The organism is Rhizorhapis suberifaciens (assembly GCF_014200045.1).
Classification (GTDB): Bacteria; Pseudomonadota; Alphaproteobacteria; order Sphingomonadales; family Sphingomonadaceae; genus Rhizorhapis; species Rhizorhapis suberifaciens.
In genome coordinates, this window is record NZ_JACHOV010000002.1 from 100,595 (window position 1) to 123,876 (window position 23,282).

Here is a 23,282-nt window from a genome sequence, read left to right on the forward strand (position 1 = left end):
TCGAGGTCTTGGGGCCGAACGGAAATCTTCATTAAGTGCGACGCTGTAAGGAGTCGCAGGCTCAGTCGGCCCAGTATAGCCGCTCCGGATTGTCGATCAGCAACTTGCGCTGCAATTGGGCCGTAACCGCGATCCTTGGGATCACGTCCACCAGATGGCCGTCATCGGGGATGTCATTTTGCATATTGGGATGGGGCCAATCCGTGCCCCAAAGCACCCGGTCGGAATAGCGCTCGACTATCGGCCGGACCACCTCCACGAAATCGTCCCAGGGATAGCCTTGCGACGACAGCCGATCGGGACAGGTGACCTTGGCCCAGATATTGGGATGCTCGTCCAGCAGCCGCTTGAAGGCAGAAATCTCCGCCCCATCCGGACCCTGGTTCATGGAAGGGCGGCCCATATGATCGACCACGACGATCGTCGGAATTGCTTCCAGAAAGGGGATCAGCTCTTCCAGAATATCCGCTTCGAAATAAACGACGACATGCCAACCAAGCGGCTTGATCCGCCGGGCGATTTCTAGAAACTTATCTTTGGGAGCATTGTCGACCAGCCGCTTTAGAAAATTGAAGCGCACGCCGCGAACGCCGCCTTCGTGCAGCGCTTGCAGCTCTTCATCGCTGATAGCCGGATCCACAACAGCGACACCCCGCGCCTTGCCGTTTGACCTGGCAATGGCGTTCAAGGTGGCGGCATTGTCGGTGCCGTGACAACTTGCCTGGACGATGACATTGCGGTCGAACCCCAGGCGGTCCCGTAGGGCGAACAGCATTTCCGGACCGGCATCTTCCGGATGATATTTGGCTTTGGGTGAGAAGGGGAACTGCGCCTCTGGCCCAAAAACATGGCAATGGGCATCGATGGCGCCGACCGGAGGAACATAATGGGGCTTCCGGGCTTCCGCGACCCAGCTGATGATCCGCGACATATGTTTCAGCTCTCCAAGAAAAGTCCGGCTTCAGCCGGGGTGCAGCTTCTAAAATACCACTCCGTCGAACAGCTTCCGCGCCGTCCGCAGCATGGCCGCACTTGCCACATTGCCCGCATCGTCCATTTCCATGACGCAGGTGGTCTCGCCGGTGGGATGTTCCACGGACAGCGTCTTGCGCGTGCCCTGCGGTACCGAAGCGACCTCCGCCGCAGGAGACCCTTCAATGAGGCAGGCGGTGGCCACGCTGACCGCGCCAAGCACCCCGATGCTGGCATGTGCGCGATGTGGAATGAAGCTGCGGGCGGTTACCGCGCCGCCGTTACGCGGAGGAGCGACCAGCATCATTTTGGGGACGGACTTGCTGCTGACATCACCCAGGTTCATCCGTTCTCCAACGGCCAAACGAATGGCTTCTATCGTTGCTTTCAACTCCACCGCGTTATCCAGTTCATCGCGGCTTTCATAGCCGGTGACGCCGAGATCCTCCGCCTTCATGACCACGCAAGGCATGCCGTTGTCGATCAACGTGACGCGAACGCCGTTGACTTCGTCAAATGCATTGCCCGTCGGCAGCAATGCGCCGCAGCTCGATCCTGCCGTATCGCGGAATTCCAGGGGAATGGGCGCTGAGCTGCCGGGCACCCCATCAATGCGCGCCTCGCCCTCATAGGTCACTTCACCCGCAGGGGTTTGGACAGTCGCCACGGCGACCTGGCCGGTATTTTCCATGAAGATGGAGACTCTGGTTTCGCCTTCCTCCGCCTTCACCAGTCCCCTCTCAATGGCAAAGGGACCAATGCCAGCAAGGATGTTCCCGCAATTTTGCGCGTCGCTGACAATCGCTTGATCGACAAATACCTGCAGGAACAGATAGTCGACGTCGATCCCTTCCCGTTCGGACTTGCTTACCACCGCCACCTTGCTGGTGAGTGGATCGGCGCCTCCCAACCCGTCGATCTGCCGCGGATCGGGGGAGCCCATAATATGTAGCAGCAGATTGTCACGAACTTCTGTTTCCGAAGGCAGGTCTTCCTTCAGGAAATATCCCCCTTTGGATGTGCCGCCCCGCATCCAGAAGCAAGGCGTTCCGGAAATATTCGCCATGACCTAACCCCGTTCCACGGTTCCGCTTGGCGCCAGCGGCAAGCAGCTTGCGGCTCTACACATATTTCAGCCCCATTTCGGCGAGCTTTCCGCGCATGTCATAAATATCGAGGCCCAGCTCTCCGGCCGCCAGCCGCTGCCGCTTAACCTCTTCATTGGCCTCGCGAGCCTGCGCCTTTTCCAGTACGGCGGCGGCATTGGCGCGGGGCACTACGCACACACCGTCATCGTCTGCGATCACAACATCCCCTGCGTTGATGAGGGCGTTGGCACATATAATCGGTATGTTCGCCGAACCCAGGGTGGCCTTGATCGTACCTTGCGCATGCACCGCTTTTGACCACACCGGGAAATTCATCTGCTTGAGATCCCTCACATCCCGGACGCCTGCGTCGATCACCAGCCCGCGGCAGCCACGAGCTTGGGCAGATGTCGCGAGCAGGTCGCCGAAATAGCCGTCGGTGCAAGGGCTGGTCGGGGCCAGGACGATGATGTCTCCTTCCCTCAGCTGCTCGATCGCCACATGCAACATCCAGTTGTCCCCTGGAGGGGCGGAGATGGTAACAGCTGATCCAGCGATGCGTGCGCCGGCGTAAATCGGCCGCATATAGGACGCCAGCAGGCCGGTGCGACCCTGCGCTTCATGCACTGTGGACACGCCGCATCTGGCCAGCCCGTCGACGACGCTCATGTCGGCGCGTTCAATATTCTGCACGACTGTACCGGCCATGGCTCGCCTCTCATGTGTCTGATTGAAACAGTTGGGGGCACAGTGGGCGCGGGAACTGGTCAAGGCAATTTCGAATATCGGCACAGCCATAAGTTTTTGCTATAACCGCTTGATGCAGCTTTGGAGTCTCAATATCCGGCATTTGCGAGCGCTCGCCGCGATATGCCGGCTCGGGAGCGTCAGCGCGGCCGCGCAGGCGATCAACCTCTCGCAACCGGCGCTGACCCAGGGCATGGCGCGACTGGAACAACAGCTTGGCCGTCCTCTTTTCGAGCGGCGCACCGATGGCATGACGCCGACACAGTCCGGAGCGATCCTGTGCGCTAGAGTGGACAAAGCCATGGTTAACCTCGCTGCGGGTTTTCGAGCGGCGAGAGGCGGAGCGGCCATGGGTGGCTTCGTAGAAGCTGACCGGCTCGTCACCATGGCGCAACTCCGCGCGCTCATCGCTTTGGCCGATGCTGGCAGCTATATCAGCGCCAGCGCGGCGACGGGTCTGTCCCAACCGTCTCTGCATCGTGCGGTGCGCGAACTGGAAACCGCCAGCGGCCTTACGCTTTTCGTGCGGCGGGGACGGGGGGTGGCGATTACGAATGCTGGACGCACCATCGTTCGCGCGTTTCGCCTGGCCCGTACCGAACTGCAGTCGGGCCTGTTCGAAATCGCCGCACTTGGCGGTGCGGCCGTCGGCCGCATTGCGGTCGGTGCGATGCCGCTCGCTCGGGCGAAGCTGATCCCCAAGGTTATCGCGCGCTTCCATGCGGTCCATCCTGACGTGCGCATCGACATTGTCGACGGACCTCATGCCGAACTGATCGAGCAACTCCGCGACGGGGACTTGGACTTCCTTATAGGGGCGCTCCGCTATCCGGAACCTGGTAAGGATGTGGAGCAGCGGCGGCTGTACGACGATCATTTGGTAATAGCGGCGCGCGCTGGTCACCCGCTTGCGGGCAGAGACGTGCCGACCGTGGAAGCGCTGGCTGGCTTTCCCTGGGTGATCGCGCGGAGCGGCACGCCTATGCGGCGGCTGTGGGAGAAGATGTTCGTAAGTGCGAATGTTGATCCGCCCAAGGCTCCTGTCAGTTGTAGCTCTGTACTTGCGATACGCTCTTTGTTGCAGGAGGGCGATTATCTGACGCTGCTTAGCCCCGATCAGATCGCTCGCGATGCGGAAAGCGGGCTTATAGCGACTATCGGCGCCCCATTGCCTGGCACCAGCAGGCCGATTGGCGTCACTATCCGCGCGGGCTGGCAACCAACGGGTCTGCAGGCAGAATTCCTTCAAGAGGTTGAAAAGACCATTAGAGATGACAATCAAGCAGGCCCCAGCTGACAGTGCGGCGATAGGTCCAGTCTCACCACATTCCTTCCGCAAAACTTATAGGAAACCCACGCTTCGGATTGGCCGTTCTCTCGATGGGCGAGTAGGTCGCGGTCATGGCCCTTTTGCCCCATCATATTGCTTTTGTAGGATACGGAGAGGCAAGCCAGGCCTTTGTGGAGGGCTGCGGCAGCGCGCTTTCCGCGCAAGCACGGGCCTACGACGTAAAAACCGATGCGGCCGAGACCCGGGAGGCGAAGCGGTTCGACTATGATCGTGGCGGCGTTCGGGGGTGCGACTCCCTTGCCGAGGCCGTGGACGGCGCGCAACTGATACTTAGCCTGGTGACAGCCGACGAAGCGCAGAAGGCCGCCCGCCAGGTTGCCAGACACATACCGCCGGGCGCCATCTTCTGTGACATGAACAGCGTTGCTCCCGAAACGAAGCTCGCCAATGCCGCCGTCATAGAGGCTGCGGACGCGCATTATGTCGACGTCGCCGTGATGTCGCCTGTCCATCCGGCTTTGAACAATGTTCCGCTTCTTTTGGCCGGCCCAAGGTCAGGGCAGGCGCTGGAAATCTTGAAATCCCTAGGCTTCACCAAGCTGCGCGTCATTGAAGGTGAGGTCGGCCGCGCTTCCGCGATCAAGATGATCCGCTCTGTGATGGTCAAGGGCCTTGAAGCGCTCACCACTGAATGCGTACTGGCCGCCCGCCGCGCTGGAGTTTATGATGAGGTTATCGCCTCATTGAACGCCAGCTGGCCGGGTACCGACTGGGGCGAGAAGGCTGATTATAATCTTGACCGCATGATGATCCATGGTCTGCGCCGCGCGGCTGAGATGGAGGAAGTGGCCAAAACGCTGGAATCTCTTGGCACCGGCGCAACATTAACATATGGTACGATTGAGCGGCAGCGGGCAATTGGCTTGATGGACGTGAGTTCCCCCCCGCAGGGCCTGAGCCAGAAGATCGATCATATATTGGAGAGGATGACGCGCGAATGATCATCGACTGTCACGGCCACTACACGACCGCGCCCGAGCCCCATAACCAGTGGCGCGAGGCGCAGAAGGCGGCGTTCAAGGCTGGCGAAACGCCTCCTCCCTATCCCGTAATTTCCGATGACGAGATTCGCGAAACCATCGAAAAGAACCAACTCCGCCTCGTCAGGGAGCGCGGCGCGGACATAACCATCTTCTCGCCCCGCGCCAGCGCTATGGCGCATCATGTCGGCGACGAGGCTGTCAGCATTGAATGGGCCCGCCGCTGCAATGATCTTATTGCGCGCGTGGTAAAGCTCTTCCCCAAAACCTTTGTCGGCGTCTGCATGCTCCCCCAATCGCCTGCCGCTGGCCTTGAAGGATCGATTGCGGAGCTTGAGCGCTGCGTCAATGAGCTTGGCTTTGTCGGCTGCAACCTCAATCCCGATCCGGGCGGCGGCCATTTCAACCATCCTCCGCTCACCGACCGCTATTGGTATCCCCTCTACGAGAAGATGGTGGAGCTGGACGTCCCCGCGATGATCCACGTCTCGGGCAGCTGCAATCCGGCGATGCACGCAACAGGCGCTTTCTACATCGCGGCTGACACCATCGCCTTCATGCAACTGATTGAAGGCGACCTGTTCAAAGACTTCCCGACGCTGCGCTTCATCATTCCCCACGGCGGCGGCGCAGTCCCCTATCATTGGGGTCGTTATCGCGGCTTGGCCGACATGCTCAAAAAGCCGGACCTGCGGACGCATGTCATGAACAACGTCTTCTTCGACACCTGCGTCTATCATCAGCCAGGCGTCAACTTGCTCGCCGATGTCATCGATAACAAGAACATCCTCTTCGGCTCCGAAATGGTAGGAGCGGTGCGGGGCATCGATCCCACGACGGGCCAGTATTTCGATGACACCAAGCGCTATGTGGACGCGCTCGACATCTCGGAAGCCGAACGCTCGGCAATCTTCGAGGGCAACGCCCGGACGGTTTTCCCCCGCCTCGACAAGCTGCTGAATGAGCGGGGATTGTGAGATTGGCAGGCCGGGCTGACTTTTTCGTCATCCCCGCGAAGGCCGGGATCCATCCCCTCACGGAGCGTCAAGCGGATGGTTCAGGAAATGGGTTCCCGCCTTTGCGGGAATGACGGGAATGAATTGGAGAGCATCATGAAACAGGATATCCACGAATATCTGGCGGAATTCGACGACATTCCCGGCACCCGCGTGTTCACCGCCGCCCGGGCGCGCCGGGGATACTGGATGAACCAGTTCGCCATGAGCTTGATGAAAGCGGAGAATCGCGAGCGCTTTAAGGCGGACGAGCGGGCCTATATCGATGAGTGGCCGATGAGCGAGGAACAGAAGCAGGCGCTGCTCGACCGCGACTACAATCGCTGCCTCGACCTAGGCGGCAATGTTTATTTCCTATCAAAGCTGTTTTCGACCGACGGTTTTTCCTTTGCACAGGCGGTCAGCACCATGACCGACATGAACTTCGAGGAATATCAGGCCATGATGCTTGCCGGCGGACGCTCGCCCAAAGGGCTACGTTCAATCAAGGAAGGACGCTGAATCATGGCTCGCATTACCGCCGGTGTCGCATCGAGCCACGTGCCGTTGCTGGGGGTCGCCTCTGACTTCGGGAAGGACCGGGACGATTATTTTGGCCCGATCTTCGAAGGTTACGACTGGACCCGCGAATGGGAAAAAACCGAAAAGCCGGACGTCGTCATCCTGGTCTATAATGACCATGCCAGCGCTTTCGACATGAAGATCATCCCGACCTTCGCCATCGGATGCGGTGAGCAGTACAAGCCCGCCGATGAGGGCTGGGGTCCCCGGCAGGTGCCTGATGTATACGGGCACCCGGACCTTGCCTGGCATATCGCGCAGAGCCTTATCCTCGATGAGTTCGACATGACCATCATCAATGAGATGGATGTGGATCATGGCCTCACCGTTCCGTTGACGATGATGTACGGAAAAGCTGACGCCTGGCCCGTGAAGGTCATTCCTCTGGCCGTCAATGTCGTCACCTATCCGCCGCCATCGGGCAACCGCTGCTGGGCGCTGGGCGAAGCGATCAAAAAGGCTGTGGAGAGCTTCCCGGAGGATCTGAATGTCCAGATATGGGGAACCGGCGGCATGAGCCATCAGCTGCAAGGTCCCCGCGCTGGCCTTATCAATCGGGAATGGGACAATATGTTTCTGGACGGGCTGGTCGGCGACAGCGACAAGCTCCGCCACATTCCGCATATCGAATATCTGCGGGAAACCGGCAGCGAAGGCATCGAGATGGTGATGTGGCTGATCATGCGCGGCGCGATGGGCAAGGCAACCAAGTGCCTGCACCGCCACTATCACGTGCCGTGCAGCAATACCGCGATCGGCCATATCGTGCTGGAACCGGTGGAATAATGTAAAAGCCCTTCCCCTTCAGGGGAGGGGTTGGGGTGGGCCGTTCTCACCCTCATCGGCTTACGCCAGCGATCACCCAGCGGCGATCGCACCCACCCATTCCCCCTCCCTTGAAAGGGAGGGGTTTATGAGGAGAACCCCATGAGAATAGCCCTCGCCGGAGCCGGCGCCTTTGGTGAAAAGCACCTCGACGGCCTGAAGAACATCGATGGCGTCGAGATTGTCTCGATCATCAGTCGCACGGGTGAACAGGCCGCCGCCGTCGCCGAAAAATACGGAGCGAAGCACAGCTCGACCGAGCTGGAAGACGCTCTCGCCCGCGACGATGTCGACGCCGTCATCCTTTGCACCCCGACGCAGATGCATGCCAGCCAGGCCATGGCCTGTATGAACGCAGGCAAGCATGTACAGGTGGAGATACCGCTCGCTGACGGTTGGGCGGAGGCGCAGGCGGTGATGGACAAGCAGAAGGAAACCGGTCTCGTCTGCATGGTCGGACACACCCGTCGCTTCAATCCGTCACACCAATATGTGCATAACAAGATCAAGGCTGGCGAAATCAACATCCAGCAGATGGACGTCCAGACCTATTTCTTCCGCCGCAAGAACATGAACGCGAAGGGCGAACCGCGGAGCTGGACGGACCACCTCCTCTGGCACCATGCCGCGCATACCGTGGACCTTTTTGCTTATCAGGCCGGCCCGATTGTGCAGGCAAATGCCGTTCAAGGTCCGATCCATCCAGAACTTGGCATCGCCATGGACATGTCGATCCAGCTCAGGGCGCAAAGCGGCGCGATCTGCACCTTGTCGTTAAGCTTTAATAATGATGGGCCGCTCGGCACCTTCTTCCGCTACATCTGCGATAATGGCACCTATATTGCCCGCTATGACGATCTGGTGACCGGCAAGGAAGAGATTATCGACGTGTCGCATGTCGACGTGTCAATGAATGGTATCGAACTTCAGGACCGCGAATTCATCGCCGCAATCCGCGAAGGCCGCGAGCCCAACAGCGGCGTGGCGCAGGTTCTTCCCTGCTATAAGGTGCTGCACGATCTGGAGGAGCAGTTGCAAGGGTAAACGCCCTCCACCATCGTCATCCCCGCGCAGGCGGGGATCCATCTCCCGAACTCAGCATCTATCGACGATATTTTGAGTTCCAGAAGGCTTAATCGCCGCTTTCGTCCTCAGCCGCCCTCTCATACCAGGCTTCGACAGGGCCATTGAGCTTGATGGTCAGGGGCTGGCCACGCCGGTCCTTGGTCTTTCCGGCGGCAACGCGAATCCATCCTTCGGAAATGCAATATTCCTCCACGTCATTGCGGACCCGGTCCTTGAACCGGATCCCAATGCCGCGTTTCAGCGTCTCCATGTCGAAATGGGGACTGCCGGGGTTTGTGGAGAGGCGGTCGGGAGGTGTGTCGGTTGCATCGGTCATATGCGGCCCATTGCCTCAAAACTTGAAGCTTTTCCAGTGGAATGATGTGACGCCTGATATTGATAGCGGGTGCGATCTCCAGCCGCTGGTCGTCGCCTGACCCAGCGATGTGATAAACGAGCCGGTGTTCGCCCGTGATCCGCCGCGACCGTATTGGCCAGCCGGAAAACGAGGTGCAGCGTTTCCGCCATGCTTTCATGTTCGCTTTGCGCGAACAGCACTCAGGGCTCCGCGCTTTACCCCGTCACAAGAAAATCAAGCCGCCTTCGCCCGGCTCGCCTTCTTGCGCTCATGGGGATCCAGATAGCGTTTGCGCAGGCGAATGGACTTGGGCGTCACTTCGACCATTTCATCGTCATCGATATAGGCGATGGCCTGTTCCAGCGTCATGCGCTTGGGTGGCGTCAGGCGAATGGCGTCGTCCTTGCCGCTCGCGCGGAAGTTGGTGAGCTGCTTGGACTTCATCGGATTGACTTCAAGATCGTCGGGCTTGGCGTTTTCGCCGATGACCATGCCTTCATAGATCGGCTCGCCAGGCGAAACGAACAGGATGCCGCGATCTTCCAGCGCGTTGAGCGCGTAGCCGACCGCTTCGCCCGATCCGTTCGAAATGAGAACGCCGTTCTGACGGCCTTCGATGGTGCCCTTATAAGGCCCATATTTTTCGAACAGGCGGTTCATGATGCCGGTGCCGCGTGTGTCGGACAGAAATTCGCCATGATAGCCGATCAGACCGCGCGAGGGCGCCGAAAAGGTGATGCGCGTCTTGCCACCGCCCGAAGGACGCATGTCGGTCAGTTCCGCCTTTCGTATCTGCATTTTTTCAACGACTGTGCCCGAATGTTCGTCATCGACATCGATGACGACGGTTTCGTATGGCTCCTCGCGTCCGCCGCCTTCACCGTCGCGGAACAGAACGCGGGGACGTGAAATCCCCAGTTCAAAGCCTTCGCGGCGCATGGTTTCAATAAGGACGCCAAGCTGTAGCTCGCCCCGTCCTGCGACTTCGAAGCTATCCTTGTCGTCGCTCTCCGTTACCCGAATGGCAACGTTCGATTCCGCTTCGCGCATCAGGCGGTCGCGGATCATGCGGCTGGTGACCTTGCTGCCTTCACGGCCCGCCATGGGCGAATCGTTGACGGCAAAGCGCATCGAAAGGGTCGGCGGATCGATGGGCTGCGCGTAGATCGGCTCACCGACCGACGGATCGGCAATGGTATTGGCCACCGTCGCTACCGTCAGACCTGCGAGAGAGATGATGTCACCCGCTTTCGCACTTTCGACTGGAACCCGCTCTAGGCCGCGGAATGACATGATTTTCGTCGCGCGGCCGGTTTCCACGATCTTGCCGTCGCGGTCGAGCGCATGGATCGGCTGATTCATGTTCAGCGTGCCGGTCTGGACGCGGCCTGTCAGGATACGGCCAAGGAAATTGTCGCGGTCGAGCAAGGTCGCAAGAAAGGTGAACGGTGCATCGACGTCCACTTTGGGCGCCGGCACATGGCTGAGAATCGTTTCGAAGAGGACAGTCAGATCCCCTTCGCGCACGTCCGGCGTGACGCCGGCATAGCCGTTGCGGCCCGATGCGTAGAGGGTCGGGAAATCAAGCTGCTCGTCATTCGCCTCCAGCGAAACGAACAGGTCGAACACTTCGTCAAGAACCTCCTCGGCCCGGCCATCTGGACGATCGATCTTGTTGACGACGACAATAGGCTTCAGGCCCAATGCGAGCGCTTTGCCGGTCACGAACTTGGTCTGTGGCATAGCCCCTTCGGAGCTGTCGACGAGCAGGATGACGCCGTCCACCATCGACAAGATGCGTTCCACTTCGCCGCCGAAGTCGGCGTGACCGGGTGTATCGACGATGTTAATCCGCGTGCCGTTCCAATCGACGCTGGTGCATTTCGCGAGAATCGTGATTCCACGTTCCTTTTCCAGGTCGTTCGAATCCATAGCGCGCTCTTCCACGCGTTGATTGTCGCGGAAGGTGCCTGACTGCCGGAAAAGCTGGTCAACCAGAGTTGTTTTGCCATGATCGACGTGCGCGATGATGGCCACATTACGAAGGCTCATGCGGAAAAAACTGCCATGTGAGAGGATTTACAAGCCCGCGCCCATAGCGGAAATGTCGCAACGCAGCAAGGGGAACAGGTCAGCCGGTGATTTCCATGGCCATTTCTGGTGAAAGAAGGGGCAATATTCGCCGCATTTCATCAGGGGCTATCGCTACGCAGCCCTCGGTAGGTTTGGCATCAACCCAGATGTGAAAAAAGATGGCGCTTCCCGCACCGGGGATCGGCGGCCTGTCATTGTGGCCCAGCACAACTATGATGTCGTAGGCCTGATCCTCCCGTTGGAGCGTTTCAGCGGACCAGGGGTGTGGCAGACGGACCGGCCGATTATAGGCCGGGTCTTCCATGCCGTCCGACCAACCATCATACGGCCGTGTCCAGCGCCAGGGTATGGTGAGCGGCTGATCGAGCGTGAAACGGCCAGGGCGCAGCAACGCTCCACGCACTGGCCAGCGGCCAAGCGGAGTGCAGCCATCTCCCTCATGCTTGCTGGCGGCGGGACAGCTTCCCGACCTGCCGATGGCGCAGGGAATGTCGATGAAATCGAGGATGAGACGGTTTGAGTGAGTATCAACCTTGATAAGGCTCATAGCTTGTGACCGGTGCGGTCTCGCTTGGTGGTGAGATAATGGGCGTTATGGGGATTGGCCTCGATCGCCAGGGGCAAGCGCTTGGCCACTTTGACGCCCGCCTTTTCCAGCCCCTCCACCTTTTGGGGATTATTGGTGAGAAGGTTCACTTCCCCGATATTAAGGAGATTGAGCATGCGCGCCGCGACGGAGAAATCGCGAGCGTCGATGGCAAAGCCCAATCGGACATTCGCATCCACTGTGTCGAAGCCCTGATCCTGAAGGGCATAGGCGCGAAGTTTGTTTACAAGCCCTATGCCGCGACCTTCCTGCCGCAGGTATAATAGCACGCCCCATTTGGCATCCGCGATCTGGTGCAGCGCCTGATGAAGCTGAGGACCGCAGTCACACTTCAACGAACCCAACACATCGCCGGTAAGGCATTCGCTATGCAGGCGAACGACGGGGACGCTGCTATCGCGTTTGCCTATGATCAAGGCGATATGTTCCTGTGGCTCCTCCGGACTGCGAAAGGCAACGATCTCAGTAGTTTCGCTCGCCTTTACCGGAAGGCGCGCGCGGGTGGCGATGGCGAGGCGGGCGGCATCGTCATAGGCCTCGACGTCGGCCGCGTCAGCGGTGACTTCGGTGGGAACGCCCTCATCCAGCAACAGGAAGGCGGGAAGTATTCCTGCAAGACGCGCCAGTTTCAGCGCTGTCGCGGCGGCGTCCGGAGTGACAAGCGGCTTGGTGCGGAAGGGGCCCTTCAGCGGTGAGTTCAGATCCTGCACTGGGTCGGCCACGGCCATGGCGAGCGGCAGATCCATCCAAGGCGCCCGTTCGATCAGAACGCCCCGATCCGGATCGGCGGCGGCCAACTGGTTTGTAAGTTTCAATGTTTCAGCCCGCGAAGCGGAGATCAAAAGGTCCGCTTTCTGCTGGGGATCGAATTCGGCAAGCGCCGTTTCACTAGCGCTTTCCACCGCCAGCAAGGCATAGCCGCGCCCTGCCGCCGTGACGGTGACGGGCCATCCCCGGTGCAGCGCATCAATGGCGCGGGCGGCCGCGCGAGGATTCATCAGAACTTGAATTCCGTGATTAGAGGGACATGATCGGAGGGGCGGTTCCAGCCACGGCAAGGCTCGACCACCCGGTGCGAAATCGCCGCATCGGCAATGGCGGGACTGGCCCACATATGATCCAGACGGCGACCGCGGTCAGATTCCGACCAGTCGCGCGCGCGGTAGCTCCACCAGGTATAAAGCCGACCCGGAGGAGGCACGAACCGTCGGCCGAGATCGATCCACCCATGCGCAGCTTGCAGCCGGGTCAGCATTTCGCATTCAACGGGCGTGTGGCTGACAACATTGATCAGCTGCTTGTGACTCCACACGTCGCAGTCCAGCGGCGCCACGTTGAAGTCCCCGACGAGTATCGTTGGCTTGTCGAGTTGCTCGGACCAGTTGATCATCCGCTCAAGGAAATCCAGCTTCTGACCGAATTTCAGGTTCTCATGGCGATCGGGAATGTCGCCGCCCGCAGGCACATAGACATTTTCCAGCCGAATTCCATTATCCAGCCGCACGCCCACGTGGCGCGCTTCGCCGTTTGCCTGCCAGTCGAGCCGATCATCCTCGCGGATGGGAATCCTGCTGATGATCGCGACACCATGGTGCATGGGCTGGCCGTGCAGGATCTGATGGTTGTATCCTAATTGTCGAAATATCCCCTCAGGGAAGGTGTGATCCACGACCTTCGTCTCTTGAAGGCATAAGATGTCAGGCGCTTCTTCCTGAATAAAGCGCTCAACGATCTCGATCCGGGCACGGACGCTGTTAATATTCCAGGACGCGATCTTGATGGTCTGAGACATGTGCCCTTCCCTAGGAGCGAAAGGCGAATAGGGCAAGGAGTGGGATCGATACATTGACGCAGCTATCCGGCGCGGCATCCGTCAATCAAAGACCCCCGCTCCGGGGGCGTGGAACGGGGGTCTCTATTGCGTTTTCACGCTCTATGCCGGCGGAGAGGGCATGGGTAACAGGGGGGAATCCCATGCGTGTCCGCCGTCACAGCCTTTTTCTATTAAGACCCACATGAGCGCTAGATGAACAACGACGTTCAGCGTGGACCTTGCCGCAAAATCTTCTCGTCTTACCGGCTTGGCGGACTTTTCGGGCGCGGATCGCGCCATTTGAAAGCCGATTCAGGCACGGGCACCCCATAGCGCTGATTGCTGAGACGAATGCTGGTGCGATTATTCTGAGCGTCGAGCGCCACCCATCCATACATCTCCAGACCCGCTGGAGCACTGGGGTTGCGCCGGAAGATAAGCGTGATCACGCCATATTCAGGGCGCTTGGGATCACGCGCCTCAACGGTCATGATCCGGGGATCGCCAGAAGGTACGATTTTGCCATATTTGGAAAGGTCGCGATCAGGGTCCAGCAACGCACCCAATGGCGAATTGCGTATGGGCCAGCGCTGCACCTGGCTTACTTCATAGTCGATCATCGTAAGCGATTTGCCATCGCCGACGATCAGCAAGGGCACGTCCTTTTGATATTGGAAGCGGATCTTGCCCGGCTGTTTCAAAGTGAGCTTACCCGTCAGCGTCTGGCCGCTGCGATCGGTCTGAGTGAAGTCCGCGGTCATGCTCTTGACCGCGCGGATATAGGCATTGACCTGCGCAAGGCTGTCCGCCGGCTGCTGCGCGCTCGCTATTTGCGATGGAATGCTTGCCAGCGCGAGGGGCACGGCGAACAAGGCGAGTGCGTGTCGAACCATATGTCTCTCTCCAGTTGTCTGGGTCCGGATATATGGAGCACCGCTATTGAATGCCAACTGAATTGGACGGTCGGACCTGGTTCAGGTGCTGGAGAGTGTTACAAGGCAGCCTTCCTCAACCGCCCCGCTTTTTCCTGTGCGAGTCCAAGTCCAGCACCGCATTTTCGGCTCCTTCCGGCAGGAGCCCCAGTCGCCGTGCCACTTCCTGATAGGCTTCGACTTCCCCTCCCAGGTCGCGACGGAAACGGTCCTTGTCGAGCTTTTCGCCCGTGATCATGTCCCAAAGGCGGCAGCCATCGGGACTGATCTCATCGGCCAGAATGACACGGCTATAGTCATTTTCCCAAAGTCGGCCGAACTCAAGCTTGAAGTCCACCAGCCGAATGCCGATGGCAGCGAACATGCCCGACATGAAATCGTTCACGCGAATGGCCATGTCGGCAATGTCGTGCATTTCTTCCTGGCTGGCCCAGCCAAAGCAGGCGATATGCTCTTCGGTGATCAGCGGATCGCCCAGCGCGTCGTCCTTATAATAATATTCGATGAGCGTGCGGGGGAGCTGTTGTCCCTCCTCGATGCCCAGCCGCTTGGACAGCGATCCCGCCGCGACATTGCGGATCACCACTTCGATCGGAATGATCTCGACCTGCCGCACCAGTTGCTCTCGCATGTTGAGGCGGCGAATGAAGTGCGTCGGAACCCCGATTTGACCCAGCAGGGTGAAGACATGCTCCGAAATGCGATTGTTCAGCACGCCCTTGCCGCTGATCGTGCCCTTCTTCTGCGCATTGAAGGCGGTGGCATCATCCTTGAAATACTGAATAAGCGTGCCGGGCTCCGGGCCTTCATACAGGATTTTGGCTTTGCCTTCGTAGATTTGACGGCGACGGGCCATGGCAAGGTTTCCCCTAATCGTGGGTACAACAGAAATAGTACGCCCCGGCAACGCGAATCAAGGGATCAGCGCGGGCCGGGGCTGTTTCACAGCCGCCATTATACCAAAGCGTTCGGCGGTGCAACGTGGGTCGAGAAGGGGTCGTTTCGCCGCCGTTCCGGCAAGTGGCCGCCCTCGCCTTGCCCTGACCTGGGGGCTTGGCCCGCTTATTTTACCGCGACCAATTCCGGGCTGGCTGCGGTCTTGGTCCTTGGCTGTTGCCCAGCGAGCAACGCGGCAAATCTTTCTCGCCACCAGGCCACGTCCTGCTGTTCGACATTGTCCATCATCGAACGCCAACGTTCCCGGCGTTCATTGAGGGGCATTTCAAGGGCGCGGCAGATGGCATCGGAAATCTCTTCCGCCGAATAGGGATTAACCAGCAGCGCACGGTCCAATTGAAGGGCCGCGCCTGCGAAACGGGATAAGATGAGGACGCCGGGATCGTCCGGATCCTGCGCCGCGACAAATTCCTTTGCGACAAGGTTCATTCCGTCACGCAAGGGGGTGACCAGGCCGATGCGGGCGGCGCGATAAATGCCCCCCAGTGCGTTCCGCGGATAGCCCTGGTTCACATATCGGATCGGGGTCCAGTCCACATCGCTATATTCGCCGTTCACGCGGCCGGCATAGGCGTCCAGTTTCGCGCGGATTTCCTGGTAGCTTTGTACCTCTCCACGTGACGGGGGCGCAATCTGCACCAGCACGACGTCGCGATGATAATCGGGATGATCCTTCAAGAAGCGCTCATAGCCTGCGAACCGTTCCTCCAGGCCTTTGCTGTAATCCAGGCGGTCGACGCCGACGATCAGGCTGCGGTCCTGAAGAGAGGCGCGCATTTGCTGACGCATTTGCGCCGCCGCCGGGCTCTGCGCTGCTTCGACGAAATCCTTGATATCAATGCCGATCGGACAGGCAATCGCCTGTATTGAGCGGTCGCCGACGGTGCAGGTGTCGCCATCGACAGTGCCGCCCATTTCCTTTTCCACATAGTGGCGGAAGGATTCCAGCCACTCCTCGGTCTGGAAGCCGACGACATCATAGGCAAACAAGGTATCTACCAATTGCCGGTGATGCGGCAGTGAAACCAGGAGCCGGGTCGGCGGCCAGGGGATGTGCAGGAAAAAGCCGATGCGATTCTTCAAACCCCGGTCGCGGAGCATCTGACCCAAAGGAACCAGGTGGTAATCATGGACCCACACGATATCCTCGTGCTCGATCAGGGGGATGGCGGTATCGGCGAAGCGCTCGTTGACCCGGTTATATCCGCCCTCGAACGTGCGATCATATTCAGCGAGGTCTATGCGATAGTGAAATAGCGGCCACAGCGTGCGGTTGGCATAGCCGTTATAATATTCGTCGATATCCTGTTCTTCGAGGTCGATGGTCGCGGTCTTGACGCCCTCGTCTTCCTGAAAGGCGATGTGGCCGGTAAATTTTTCGGTCATGTTGCCCGACCAGCCCATCCAGATTCCGCGGCTTTCACGAAGCGCCGCGGAGAGGGCGACCGCAAGCCCGCCTTGCGCCGCGCTGGCGCCGGGTTGTCGCACCCGATTGGAAATGACGATCAGGCGGCTCATCTGCATTCACTCCATGGCTTGCTCAAAAGGACAGCGCAGTTGATGATCCCGACAAGCGAATAAGTTTGAGGGTAATTGCCCCATAATTCACCGGTGATCGGATCTATGTCCTCAGAGAGCAAGCCGGCGGCGGTACGACGTTGGAGCATTTCGTTGAACAGATTGCGAGCTTCTTCCTCTCTTCCAGTGCGATACAACGCCTCGATCAGCCAAAAGGTGCATATATTGAAAGCAGTGACGGGCGTCCCGAAATCATCGGGTGCGCTGTAGCGGAGCATGACCGCACCTCGCCGAAGTTCATGTTCGGTGGCTTGGAGCGTCGTAAGAAAGCGCGGATCGTCGGCAGTCATAAAACGCAGATCAAGCAACTGAAGCAAACTGGCGTCGCAGGTGTCGCCTTCAAAGACGGCCGACAAGCAGGCATTGTCCGGTCTCCAGGCATTTTCGATAATAGTGCGGTGCATTATTTCCGCACGTTCCGCCCAATAGACTTCACGCTCTTTCAAATTGAGAGCGGCGGCTGCGTGGGCCAGGCGATCGCAAGCGGCCCAGCACATGACCGCGCTATAGGTATGGACATGGGCGCGGGTGCGTAATTCCCAAAGTCCGGCGTCGGGCTGGTCGTAGACTTTCCAGGCCAGCTCGCCCACCTGTTCAAGGGCGATAAAATCCTCCTCGCCGCTCATGCGGTATAGCCGCTGGTCGATATAGGCTTGGACCGACGATAGGACGATCTGCCCATAGGCGTCATGCTGTATCTGGTGATAGGCGTCATTGCCCACTCGCACGGGCCCCATGCCGCGATAGCCTGGGAGCGCCTCTGCCTCCCACTCTTCAAGCCGCGCGTTGCCGCGCACGTCATAAAGGGGCTGGATATGTCCCCCCCGCGCGTCATCGACAATGTTGCGAAGATAGGCGAGATAGCCTTCGAGGACGTCGAGCGCTCCCAGCCGGTTCAACGCTTCTACCGTGTAATAGGCATCGCGCAACCAGCAATAGCGATAGTCCCAATTACGACCACTATTTGCATGTTCCGGGATCGATGTGGTGAGCGCCGCTACGATAGCGCCGGTTTCCTCATGTTGGCAAAGTTTCAGCGTTATGGCGCAACGGATCACGGCATCCTGCCATTCAGGTGGCGTAGCAAGCCCCCTTACCCAATGCTGCCACTCGGCCGTCGTGTCATCGAGCATACGTTCCAGCGACGGCCGCAACGCGTCCGAGAAGCTTTCATCCGGTCCCAGGAAGAAATGCATGTCCCGTTCAAGCCTGACGGGCGTTTCCTGCGAAATGAGGCCGATGGGCGCGTCCGTTGACAGGCGCATTGGCATGACGGCAAGCGGTATTCGGATATGGTTGGAACCGTAACGAACGTCGGGTTGCTCCATGGCCCAGGCTGATGTGGGCCGCAATCGAATGCGAATGCGCGGGGATCCGGCCAAGGGACGCACGATCCTCGCAAAGGCCACCGGCCGATAAATGCGGCCTTGCTGCTTGAAGCGGGGACAGAAATCGAGAATCTCGACGATGTTGCCGTTGCTGTCGCATTTGGTGGTCCGCAATATGGGAGTGTTGCGGACATATTCCTGCGTGACGCTGACACTGTCCTCCAGGTCGATCGACCAAAAGCCGCGCGCGTGCGGAGCGTCGTAGTCATCGTCGCCCAAGAGTGCCGAAAAGATCGGATCGCCATCCACTCGGGGAAGGCAGGCCCAGATCATTCGCCCATCCGTGTCGACCAGAGCCGATGCCTGGCAGTTGCCGATGGGCCAAAGGTCCAGCGTGCGCTTGTGCATCTATCCTCCCTTGCGCAATTGCTCTTCGCCCCTGGACAACCACCGCCGTGCTGCCGTTACGCTATCGAGCCGGTAATTGGCGGCGGTTATACGGGGCGAGCCAACCAATATACCGCTGCCCGCAAGGCGAGCAGCGGCCATGAAGCCGTCTTCATCCGTTATATCGTCGCCTATGAAAATCGGCCGAACCCCATTGGGTTCCGTTTCGGCAAGTAAACGGGTGACCGCTGTCCCTTTACCGCCATTGCCAGGGCGAAGTTCGAACATCATCTTACCGTGCTGAAGGTAAAGGCCCGTATCTACAGAAAGCGCTTCGCAGATGGAGCGGCATTCGTCCTCCTGTTGAGGCGCGAGACGATAGTGGATCGCGACCCCAAGGGTCTTTTCCTCCACCACCAGGCCGTTTTTTCCTTCGGCGAAGCAGATGAGTTCCCGCAGAGCCTGATCAATGGAGGGGGGGCGGACAGGCGCTTCGGGCGCGCAGCCCGGATAGGCCAGTTCCAGGCCGTGGCTTCCTGCCAACAGATAATCACCGAGCCCGAACATCGCCCGCAAGGTCGCAACCGACCGGCCACTGACAATGGCCAGACGGCCATCAAGCCTGTCCTGCAGTCTGCCTAAAAGGTTTCGCAGGTCGGCTTCGACCGTGACATCCTGGGGGCGGGGCGCGAGTTCAACGAGCGTGCCGTCGAAATCGAGGAAAAGAAAAGCCCCGCCAAGCAAGTCATAAGGCGGCGGGTCGAGGATTGGAGTGGCCTTTTCAATCACCGCTTCAGTCTAGAAGGCAGTGAAACAGCAAGGCAAGCTGGGTCCGGTTCATCAGGCGGTCGTTTCGGATGAGTTGAGAGGAAAGGCCCGCAGCTTAAGCTCGATAGTGGCTGGCGGCGGGGGCCGACCGCGCAAATTCAGCACTGGTGCCGGCCGGCCCCACTGCCGCAACTATTGCAGTGAGGCTGAACATTATTGCCACGGCGGCAAGGATATTCTTGCCGCGGGGGGTATGTTCGACACCGCCCTCGCCGTTTTTACTCGACCATGGCGCGTTCCAATAGTGCCGATGGAGCAACTCGAACGTCTGCATCGCTCCGCTGGCAAGCCTGCGGATGTCGATGGAGAAGGTCTGATGATGCTCGCTCCACAGGCGAGCGTCGATTTCGTCTCGCATGGCCGTGTATCCTTTGCTTCATGTCATTGCTGGGCGCCACCGATATGCCGCTTTACGCCGCGAAGGGCCAACAAAAAGCTCGACTATATATATAAGTGTGCCTTATGATGTGGCATGGCCAATCTTCCTCCTCTGGCTGCGGTCCGGGTGTTTGAGACGGCGTCGCGGCATGAGAATTTTACCGCTGCGGCCGAGGAGCTTGGCATGACCCAGGCCGCTGTCAGCTATCAGATAAAATCGCTGGAAGATCGGCTTGGTTTCAGCCTTTTTCAGCGATCTGGCAAAGGAATTGCCCTTACGGAAAAAGGCCGCGTGCTTGCGCCATCCATCATCTCTGCATTTGATCTGATGCGCGAAAGCTTCGGAAAATTATCGAACGAAAATGAAACGGTGTTGACGATAAGCTGTACGAACAGCTTTGCGACTAACTGGCTGGTGCCCCGCCTGGGTTCTTTCCAGATGTTAAGGCCTGAATTGGCGGTGCGGCTGAAGGCGTCCGATGACGTATTGGACTTCGCCCGAGACGGTGTGGATGTCGGCATACGCAATGGCTCGGGCGTGTGGCCCGGCCTTGAAAGCCGGGAGCTGCTGCACTGTCGCATCGCCCCAATGTGCACGCCGGAATTCCTAGAGAAATCTGGGCCCATCGACCTGCCGGCGCGGGTGATGGAACTGCCGCGCTTCAGTCCCGATGACATATGGTGGGAAATTTGGTGGCGTTGCGTCGGCAATGATCAGCTGTTTGTTTATGAAGGCCCGGTCGTTCGCCTGGACTCCCAGGTGATGGATGGCCGCGCGGCGCTTGCGGGGCAGGGACTCGCCATGCTGATTCCCTATTATTGGCGAAACGAAATCGCCGCTGGCCAGCTCATCGAGCCGGTGCAAACCACATGCTTCGATCCCAGCCGCCATTGGCTGGTCTATCCGCCACATGGGCGCAATAGCCGCAAAGTGAAGGCATTTCTCCAGTGGATCGAGGCCGAAATACACAAGGATGTCCAGGCGGACAGAATGGATATGATCCGGTTGCCGGGGCAAGACGCCCCCTCGCCAATCGCGAAAAGCGCTGCTATTCCCCTCGCCGATGAGTGAGTTTTCCGATCCGTTCGATCAAATTGTCGAGCATCCTTTCGACACGGCGCTTTCCGAACGATATCTTGTCTATGCCCTATCGACCATCACGGCGCGGTCGCTGCCGGATTTGCGGGATGGGTTGAAACCGGTTCATCGTCGCCTGCTCTGGGCGATGCGGCTTTTGCGGCTCGATCCGGCCAGCGGCTACAAGAAGTGCGCTCGGGTCGTGGGCGACGTGATCGGCAAATACCACCCCCATGGGGACGCATCCGTCTATGACGCGATGGTGCGTCTAGCACAAAGCTTTTCGCTCCGTTATCCGCTGGTCGACGGTCAGGGCAATTTCGGTAACATCGACGGCGATAACGCTGCGGCCTACCGCTATACTGAGGCGCGCCTGACGCAGGTGGCAATCGACCTGATGGCGGGTCTTGACGAAGGCACAGTCGAATTTCGTCCGACCTATAATGGAGAGGACGAGGAGCCGGAGATCATGCCCGGCCTTTTCCCCAATCTGCTTGCCAATGGCGCGAGCGGCATCGCCGTCGGCATGGCGACCAACATTCCATCCCATAATGTAGCTGAAATCGTCGATGCCGCGATGCTGCTGATCGAGCAGCCCGAAGCTACGCATGGCCAGATCATGGATTTGGTGAAGGGACCAGACTTCGCCACCGGCGGCATGGTTGTGGACAGCGCAACGAGCATCAGCGACGCTTATGCCACCGGCCGGGGCGCGTTTCGGGTACGCTCACGCTGGCACCGTGAGGACGAAGGGCGCGGAACCTGGGTGGCGGTGGTCACCGAGATTCCTTATCAAGTCCAGAAATCCAAGCTTATTGAGCAGATCGCTCAGCTTATCGCCGACAAGAAGCTACCGATTCTGGCCGACATCCGGGATGAATCCGATACGGAAGTGCGAATCATATTGGAGCCGCGCAGCCGCACGGTCGATCCCGATGTGCTGATGGACAGTCTGTTCCGCCTGACGGATCTGGAAAACCGGGTTTCCTTGAACCTCAACGTATTGGACGCCCAACGGACGCCCCGTGTCATGGGGCTTCGGGAGGTGCTTTCGGACTGGCTGAAGCACCAGATCGAGGTGCTTGTCCGCCGGTCCCAGCATCGCCTTGAAAAGATCGACGCACGAATGGAGTTGCTGGAAGGCTATATCATAGCCTTTCTAAACCTGGACCGGGTTATCGAGATCATCCGCAATGAAGATGAGCCCAAGCCAATCATGATGGCAGAGTTCCAGCTCACCGATCGGCAGGCGGAAGCCATTCTCAACATGCGTCTGCGTTCCTTGCGCAAATTGGAGGAGATGGAGCTTCGTCGCGAGCGCGATGAACTCGCCGCAGAAAGAGAAGCCCTGGTGAAGCTCCTGGAGAGCCCTGCCCGGCAGCGCACCAGACTTAAGAAAGACCTGACCACTTTACGCGAGCGCTACGGCCCACAAACTGATCTGGGTCGCCGCCGGACATCGATTAAGGAAGCAGCGCCCGCCCGCGAAATTCCATTGGAGGCGATGATCGAGCGCGAACCGGTCACGGTCATCATGTCGCAACGCGGTTGGATTAGGGCGATGAAGGGGCATGCAGATCTTACTGCCCGCGATCAGTTCAAATTCAAGGAAGGCGACGGCTTCGCCTTTGCGTTCCACACGCATTCGACCGACAAGCTGCTGCTCATTTGCTCAAATGGCCGTTTCTACACATTGGGAGCGGATAAGCTGCCTGGCGGGCGCGGTTTTGGGGAACCAGTGCGGCTGATGGTGGACCTGGAGAACGAATCCGACATTGTGGCGCTGCTTCCTGTGCGGCCCGGCGGGCGATTATTGCTTGCTGCCGATAATGGCCGAGGGTTCATCGCCACCATGGACGAAGTGATCGCCGAAACGCGCAAAGGCCGGCAGGTGGTCAATCTGAAACCAAAATCGAAGCTGAAGGTGGTGCGTTCCGTGCCTGCGCTTGCCGACTATGTCGCTGTCATTGGAGACAATCGGAAGCTTGTGGTCTTTCCCTTGAGCGAATTGCCGGAAATGGCGCGGGGGCAGGGCGTGCAGCTACAGCGATACCGCGACGGCGGCTTGTCAGATGCGATCGCATTCCGGCTGGACGACGGGCTAAGCTGGGCGATGGGCGGTGATACCGGGCGTATAAGAACAGAAACCGATCTTACCCCATGGCGCGTCGCACGTGGCGCGGCCGGCCGCATGCCGCCCACGGGATTTCCACGGAACAATCGATTTTGACAGATAGACCGCTGACGAGTGGTTTCCTTGCGGTTAAGGGAAAAAATAAGCTGATTCAGCAATAATTTACGCGCTTGGTCGTATCTAGCGGCATGGTCGCGTTAAAATC

At 59.0% G+C, this 23,282-nt stretch carries 22 protein-coding genes; 8 read left to right on the top strand and 14 right to left on the bottom strand.

Annotation, left to right across the window (positions count from 1 at the left end):
• Positions 1-61 precede the first annotated feature (61 nt).
• From HNQ99_RS02720 to ligK, 3 genes are read right to left on the bottom strand one after another with little or no spacing between them, the layout of a single operon-like run.
• A complete protein-coding gene (locus HNQ99_RS02720) occupies positions 62-931 on the bottom strand; it encodes an amidohydrolase family protein (protein WP_184474122.1) in 870 nt (289 codons plus the stop codon).
• A 48-nt stretch (positions 932-979) separates the two neighbouring features.
• Positions 980-2,038, bottom strand: a complete 1,059-nt coding sequence (locus tag HNQ99_RS02725) for a 4-oxalomesaconate tautomerase (RefSeq protein WP_184474123.1) — start codon at positions 2,036-2,038, stop codon at positions 980-982.
• A gap of 55 nt (positions 2,039-2,093) precedes the next feature.
• Positions 2,094-2,768, bottom strand: a complete 675-nt coding sequence (gene ligK, locus HNQ99_RS02730; protein ID WP_184474124.1) for a 4-carboxy-4-hydroxy-2-oxoadipate aldolase/oxaloacetate decarboxylase — start codon at positions 2,766-2,768, stop codon at positions 2,094-2,096.
• A gap of 22 nt (positions 2,769-2,790) precedes the next feature.
• Between ligK and HNQ99_RS02735 the strand changes: the two genes are divergently transcribed.
• The 6 genes from HNQ99_RS02735 (at position 2,791) to HNQ99_RS02760 (ending at position 8,584) form a co-directional block, all read left to right on the top strand.
• Positions 2,791-4,104 (top strand): LysR family transcriptional regulator, encoded by a 1,314-nt coding sequence (locus HNQ99_RS02735; protein ID WP_246414376.1) that lies wholly within the window; start codon positions 2,791-2,793, stop codon positions 4,102-4,104.
• A gap of 104 nt (positions 4,105-4,208) precedes the next feature.
• Positions 4,209-5,099: an NAD(P)-dependent oxidoreductase gene (locus tag HNQ99_RS02740; RefSeq protein WP_184474125.1), complete on the top strand. Its 891-nt coding sequence runs from the start codon at positions 4,209-4,211 to the stop codon at positions 5,097-5,099.
• The gene (locus HNQ99_RS02745) at positions 5,096-6,115 is read left to right on the top strand and encodes an amidohydrolase family protein (RefSeq protein WP_184474126.1); all 1,020 of its coding nucleotides are present in this window, start codon (positions 5,096-5,098) and stop codon (positions 6,113-6,115) included. The genes HNQ99_RS02740 and HNQ99_RS02745 overlap by 4 nt, the downstream gene beginning before the upstream one ends.
• Positions 6,116-6,250: 135 nt before the next feature.
• Complete coding sequence (ligA, locus tag HNQ99_RS02750; protein ID WP_184474127.1) at positions 6,251-6,655, top strand: protocatechuate 4,5-dioxygenase subunit alpha; 405 nt, start codon at positions 6,251-6,253, stop codon at positions 6,653-6,655.
• 3 nt (positions 6,656-6,658) lie between these two features.
• Positions 6,659-7,501, top strand: a complete 843-nt coding sequence (locus HNQ99_RS02755) for a class III extradiol dioxygenase subunit beta (RefSeq protein WP_184474128.1) — start codon at positions 6,659-6,661, stop codon at positions 7,499-7,501.
• A 141-nt stretch (positions 7,502-7,642) separates the two neighbouring features.
• Positions 7,643-8,584, top strand: a complete 942-nt coding sequence (locus HNQ99_RS02760) for a Gfo/Idh/MocA family oxidoreductase (protein ID WP_184474129.1) — start codon at positions 7,643-7,645, stop codon at positions 8,582-8,584.
• A gap of 88 nt (positions 8,585-8,672) precedes the next feature.
• Here HNQ99_RS02760 and HNQ99_RS02765 read toward each other — a convergent pair whose 3' ends face one another.
• From HNQ99_RS02765 to HNQ99_RS02815, 11 genes are all read right to left on the bottom strand, one after another.
• Positions 8,673-8,942, bottom strand: coding sequence for a DUF3297 family protein (locus HNQ99_RS02765; RefSeq protein WP_184474130.1), 270 nt, complete (start codon positions 8,940-8,942; stop codon positions 8,673-8,675).
• Positions 8,943-9,197: 255 nt separating this feature from the next.
• Positions 9,198-11,015 carry a translational GTPase TypA gene (gene typA, locus HNQ99_RS02770; protein ID WP_184474131.1) on the bottom strand — a complete coding sequence of 606 codons (1,818 nt, stop codon included), beginning with the start codon at positions 11,013-11,015 and terminating at the stop codon, positions 9,198-9,200.
• Positions 11,016-11,094: 79 nt separating this feature from the next.
• Complete coding sequence (locus tag HNQ99_RS02775; RefSeq protein ID WP_184474132.1) at positions 11,095-11,604, bottom strand: L,D-transpeptidase family protein; 510 nt, start codon at positions 11,602-11,604, stop codon at positions 11,095-11,097.
• Entirely contained in the window at positions 11,601-12,662 is a 1,062-nt protein-coding gene (gene ribA, locus HNQ99_RS02780; RefSeq protein WP_184474133.1) for a GTP cyclohydrolase II, read from the bottom strand. Before ribA ends, HNQ99_RS02775 begins: the two co-directional genes overlap by 4 nt.
• Complete coding sequence (locus tag HNQ99_RS02785; RefSeq protein WP_184474134.1) at positions 12,662-13,456, bottom strand: exodeoxyribonuclease III; 795 nt, start codon at positions 13,454-13,456, stop codon at positions 12,662-12,664. Before HNQ99_RS02785 ends, ribA begins: the two co-directional genes overlap by 1 nt.
• Before the next feature lie 281 nt (positions 13,457-13,737).
• Positions 13,738-14,370, bottom strand: a complete 633-nt coding sequence (locus tag HNQ99_RS02790; RefSeq protein WP_184474135.1) for a LolA family protein — start codon at positions 14,368-14,370, stop codon at positions 13,738-13,740.
• Between the two features lie 115 nt (positions 14,371-14,485).
• Complete coding sequence (gene purC, locus HNQ99_RS02795; RefSeq protein ID WP_184474136.1) at positions 14,486-15,265, bottom strand: phosphoribosylaminoimidazolesuccinocarboxamide synthase; 780 nt, start codon at positions 15,263-15,265, stop codon at positions 14,486-14,488.
• 206 nt (positions 15,266-15,471) lie between these two features.
• Positions 15,472-16,884 carry an alpha,alpha-trehalose-phosphate synthase (UDP-forming) gene (gene otsA, locus HNQ99_RS02800; protein WP_184474137.1) on the bottom strand — a complete coding sequence of 471 codons (1,413 nt, stop codon included), beginning with the start codon at positions 16,882-16,884 and terminating at the stop codon, positions 15,472-15,474.
• On the bottom strand, positions 16,881-18,680 hold the full coding sequence (locus HNQ99_RS02805) for a glycoside hydrolase family 15 protein (RefSeq protein ID WP_221232538.1): 1,800 nt from the start codon (positions 18,678-18,680) through the stop codon (positions 16,881-16,883). Before HNQ99_RS02805 ends, otsA begins: the two co-directional genes overlap by 4 nt.
• On the bottom strand, positions 18,681-19,448 hold the full coding sequence (gene otsB / locus HNQ99_RS02810; protein ID WP_184474138.1) for a trehalose-phosphatase: 768 nt from the start codon (positions 19,446-19,448) through the stop codon (positions 18,681-18,683).
• Positions 19,449-19,542: 94 nt separating this feature from the next.
• Positions 19,543-19,845 (bottom strand): hypothetical protein, encoded by a 303-nt coding sequence (locus tag HNQ99_RS02815; protein ID WP_184474139.1) that lies wholly within the window; start codon positions 19,843-19,845, stop codon positions 19,543-19,545.
• Between the two features lie 114 nt (positions 19,846-19,959).
• Here HNQ99_RS02815 and HNQ99_RS02820 point away from each other — a divergent pair, with 114 nt between their 5' ends.
• Both HNQ99_RS02820 and parC read left to right on the top strand, forming a co-directional pair.
• Positions 19,960-20,937: a LysR substrate-binding domain-containing protein gene (locus tag HNQ99_RS02820; protein WP_184474140.1), complete on the top strand. Its 978-nt coding sequence runs from the start codon at positions 19,960-19,962 to the stop codon at positions 20,935-20,937.
• Complete coding sequence (gene parC / locus HNQ99_RS02825; RefSeq protein WP_184474141.1) at positions 20,930-23,173, top strand: DNA topoisomerase IV subunit A; 2,244 nt, start codon at positions 20,930-20,932, stop codon at positions 23,171-23,173. Before HNQ99_RS02820 ends, parC begins: the two co-directional genes overlap by 8 nt.
• The last annotated feature ends 109 nt before the right edge of the window (positions 23,174-23,282 follow it).

What these genes read in the sequence shown, in the direction of transcription:
- HNQ99_RS02720 (WP_184474122.1), bottom strand. Translation starts at nt 931, where the DNA reads ATGTCGCGGATCATCAGCTGGGTCGCGGAAGCCCGGAAGCCCCATTAT.
- HNQ99_RS02725 (WP_184474123.1), bottom strand. Translation starts at nt 2,038, where the DNA reads ATGGCGAATATTTCCGGAACGCCTTGCTTCTGGATGCGGGGCGGCACA.
- ligK (WP_184474124.1), bottom strand. Translation starts at nt 2,768, where the DNA reads ATGGCCGGTACAGTCGTGCAGAATATTGAACGCGCCGACATGAGCGTC.
- HNQ99_RS02740 (WP_184474125.1), top strand. Translation starts at nt 4,209, where the DNA reads ATGGCCCTTTTGCCCCATCATATTGCTTTTGTAGGATACGGAGAGGCA.
- HNQ99_RS02745 (WP_184474126.1), top strand. Translation starts at nt 5,096, where the DNA reads ATGATCATCGACTGTCACGGCCACTACACGACCGCGCCCGAGCCCCAT.
- ligA (WP_184474127.1), top strand. Translation starts at nt 6,251, where the DNA reads ATGAAACAGGATATCCACGAATATCTGGCGGAATTCGACGACATTCCC.
- HNQ99_RS02755 (WP_184474128.1), top strand. Translation starts at nt 6,659, where the DNA reads ATGGCTCGCATTACCGCCGGTGTCGCATCGAGCCACGTGCCGTTGCTG.
- HNQ99_RS02760 (WP_184474129.1), top strand. Translation starts at nt 7,643, where the DNA reads ATGAGAATAGCCCTCGCCGGAGCCGGCGCCTTTGGTGAAAAGCACCTC.
- HNQ99_RS02765 (WP_184474130.1), bottom strand. Translation starts at nt 8,942, where the DNA reads ATGACCGATGCAACCGACACACCTCCCGACCGCCTCTCCACAAACCCC.
- typA (WP_184474131.1), bottom strand. Translation starts at nt 11,015, where the DNA reads ATGAGCCTTCGTAATGTGGCCATCATCGCGCACGTCGATCATGGCAAA.
- HNQ99_RS02775 (WP_184474132.1), bottom strand. Translation starts at nt 11,604, where the DNA reads ATGAGCCTTATCAAGGTTGATACTCACTCAAACCGTCTCATCCTCGAT.
- ribA (WP_184474133.1), bottom strand. Translation starts at nt 12,662, where the DNA reads ATGAATCCTCGCGCGGCCGCCCGCGCCATTGATGCGCTGCACCGGGGA.
- HNQ99_RS02785 (WP_184474134.1), bottom strand. Translation starts at nt 13,456, where the DNA reads ATGTCTCAGACCATCAAGATCGCGTCCTGGAATATTAACAGCGTCCGT.
- HNQ99_RS02790 (WP_184474135.1), bottom strand. Translation starts at nt 14,370, where the DNA reads ATGGTTCGACACGCACTCGCCTTGTTCGCCGTGCCCCTCGCGCTGGCA.
- purC (WP_184474136.1), bottom strand. Translation starts at nt 15,265, where the DNA reads ATGGCCCGTCGCCGTCAAATCTACGAAGGCAAAGCCAAAATCCTGTAT.
- otsA (WP_184474137.1), bottom strand. Translation starts at nt 16,884, where the DNA reads ATGAGCCGCCTGATCGTCATTTCCAATCGGGTGCGACAACCCGGCGCC.
- HNQ99_RS02805 (WP_221232538.1), bottom strand. Translation starts at nt 18,680, where the DNA reads ATGCACAAGCGCACGCTGGACCTTTGGCCCATCGGCAACTGCCAGGCA.
- HNQ99_RS02815 (WP_184474139.1), bottom strand. Translation starts at nt 19,845, where the DNA reads ATGCGAGACGAAATCGACGCTCGCCTGTGGAGCGAGCATCATCAGACC.
- HNQ99_RS02820 (WP_184474140.1), top strand. Translation starts at nt 19,960, where the DNA reads ATGGCCAATCTTCCTCCTCTGGCTGCGGTCCGGGTGTTTGAGACGGCG.
- parC (WP_184474141.1), top strand. Translation starts at nt 20,930, where the DNA reads ATGAGTGAGTTTTCCGATCCGTTCGATCAAATTGTCGAGCATCCTTTC.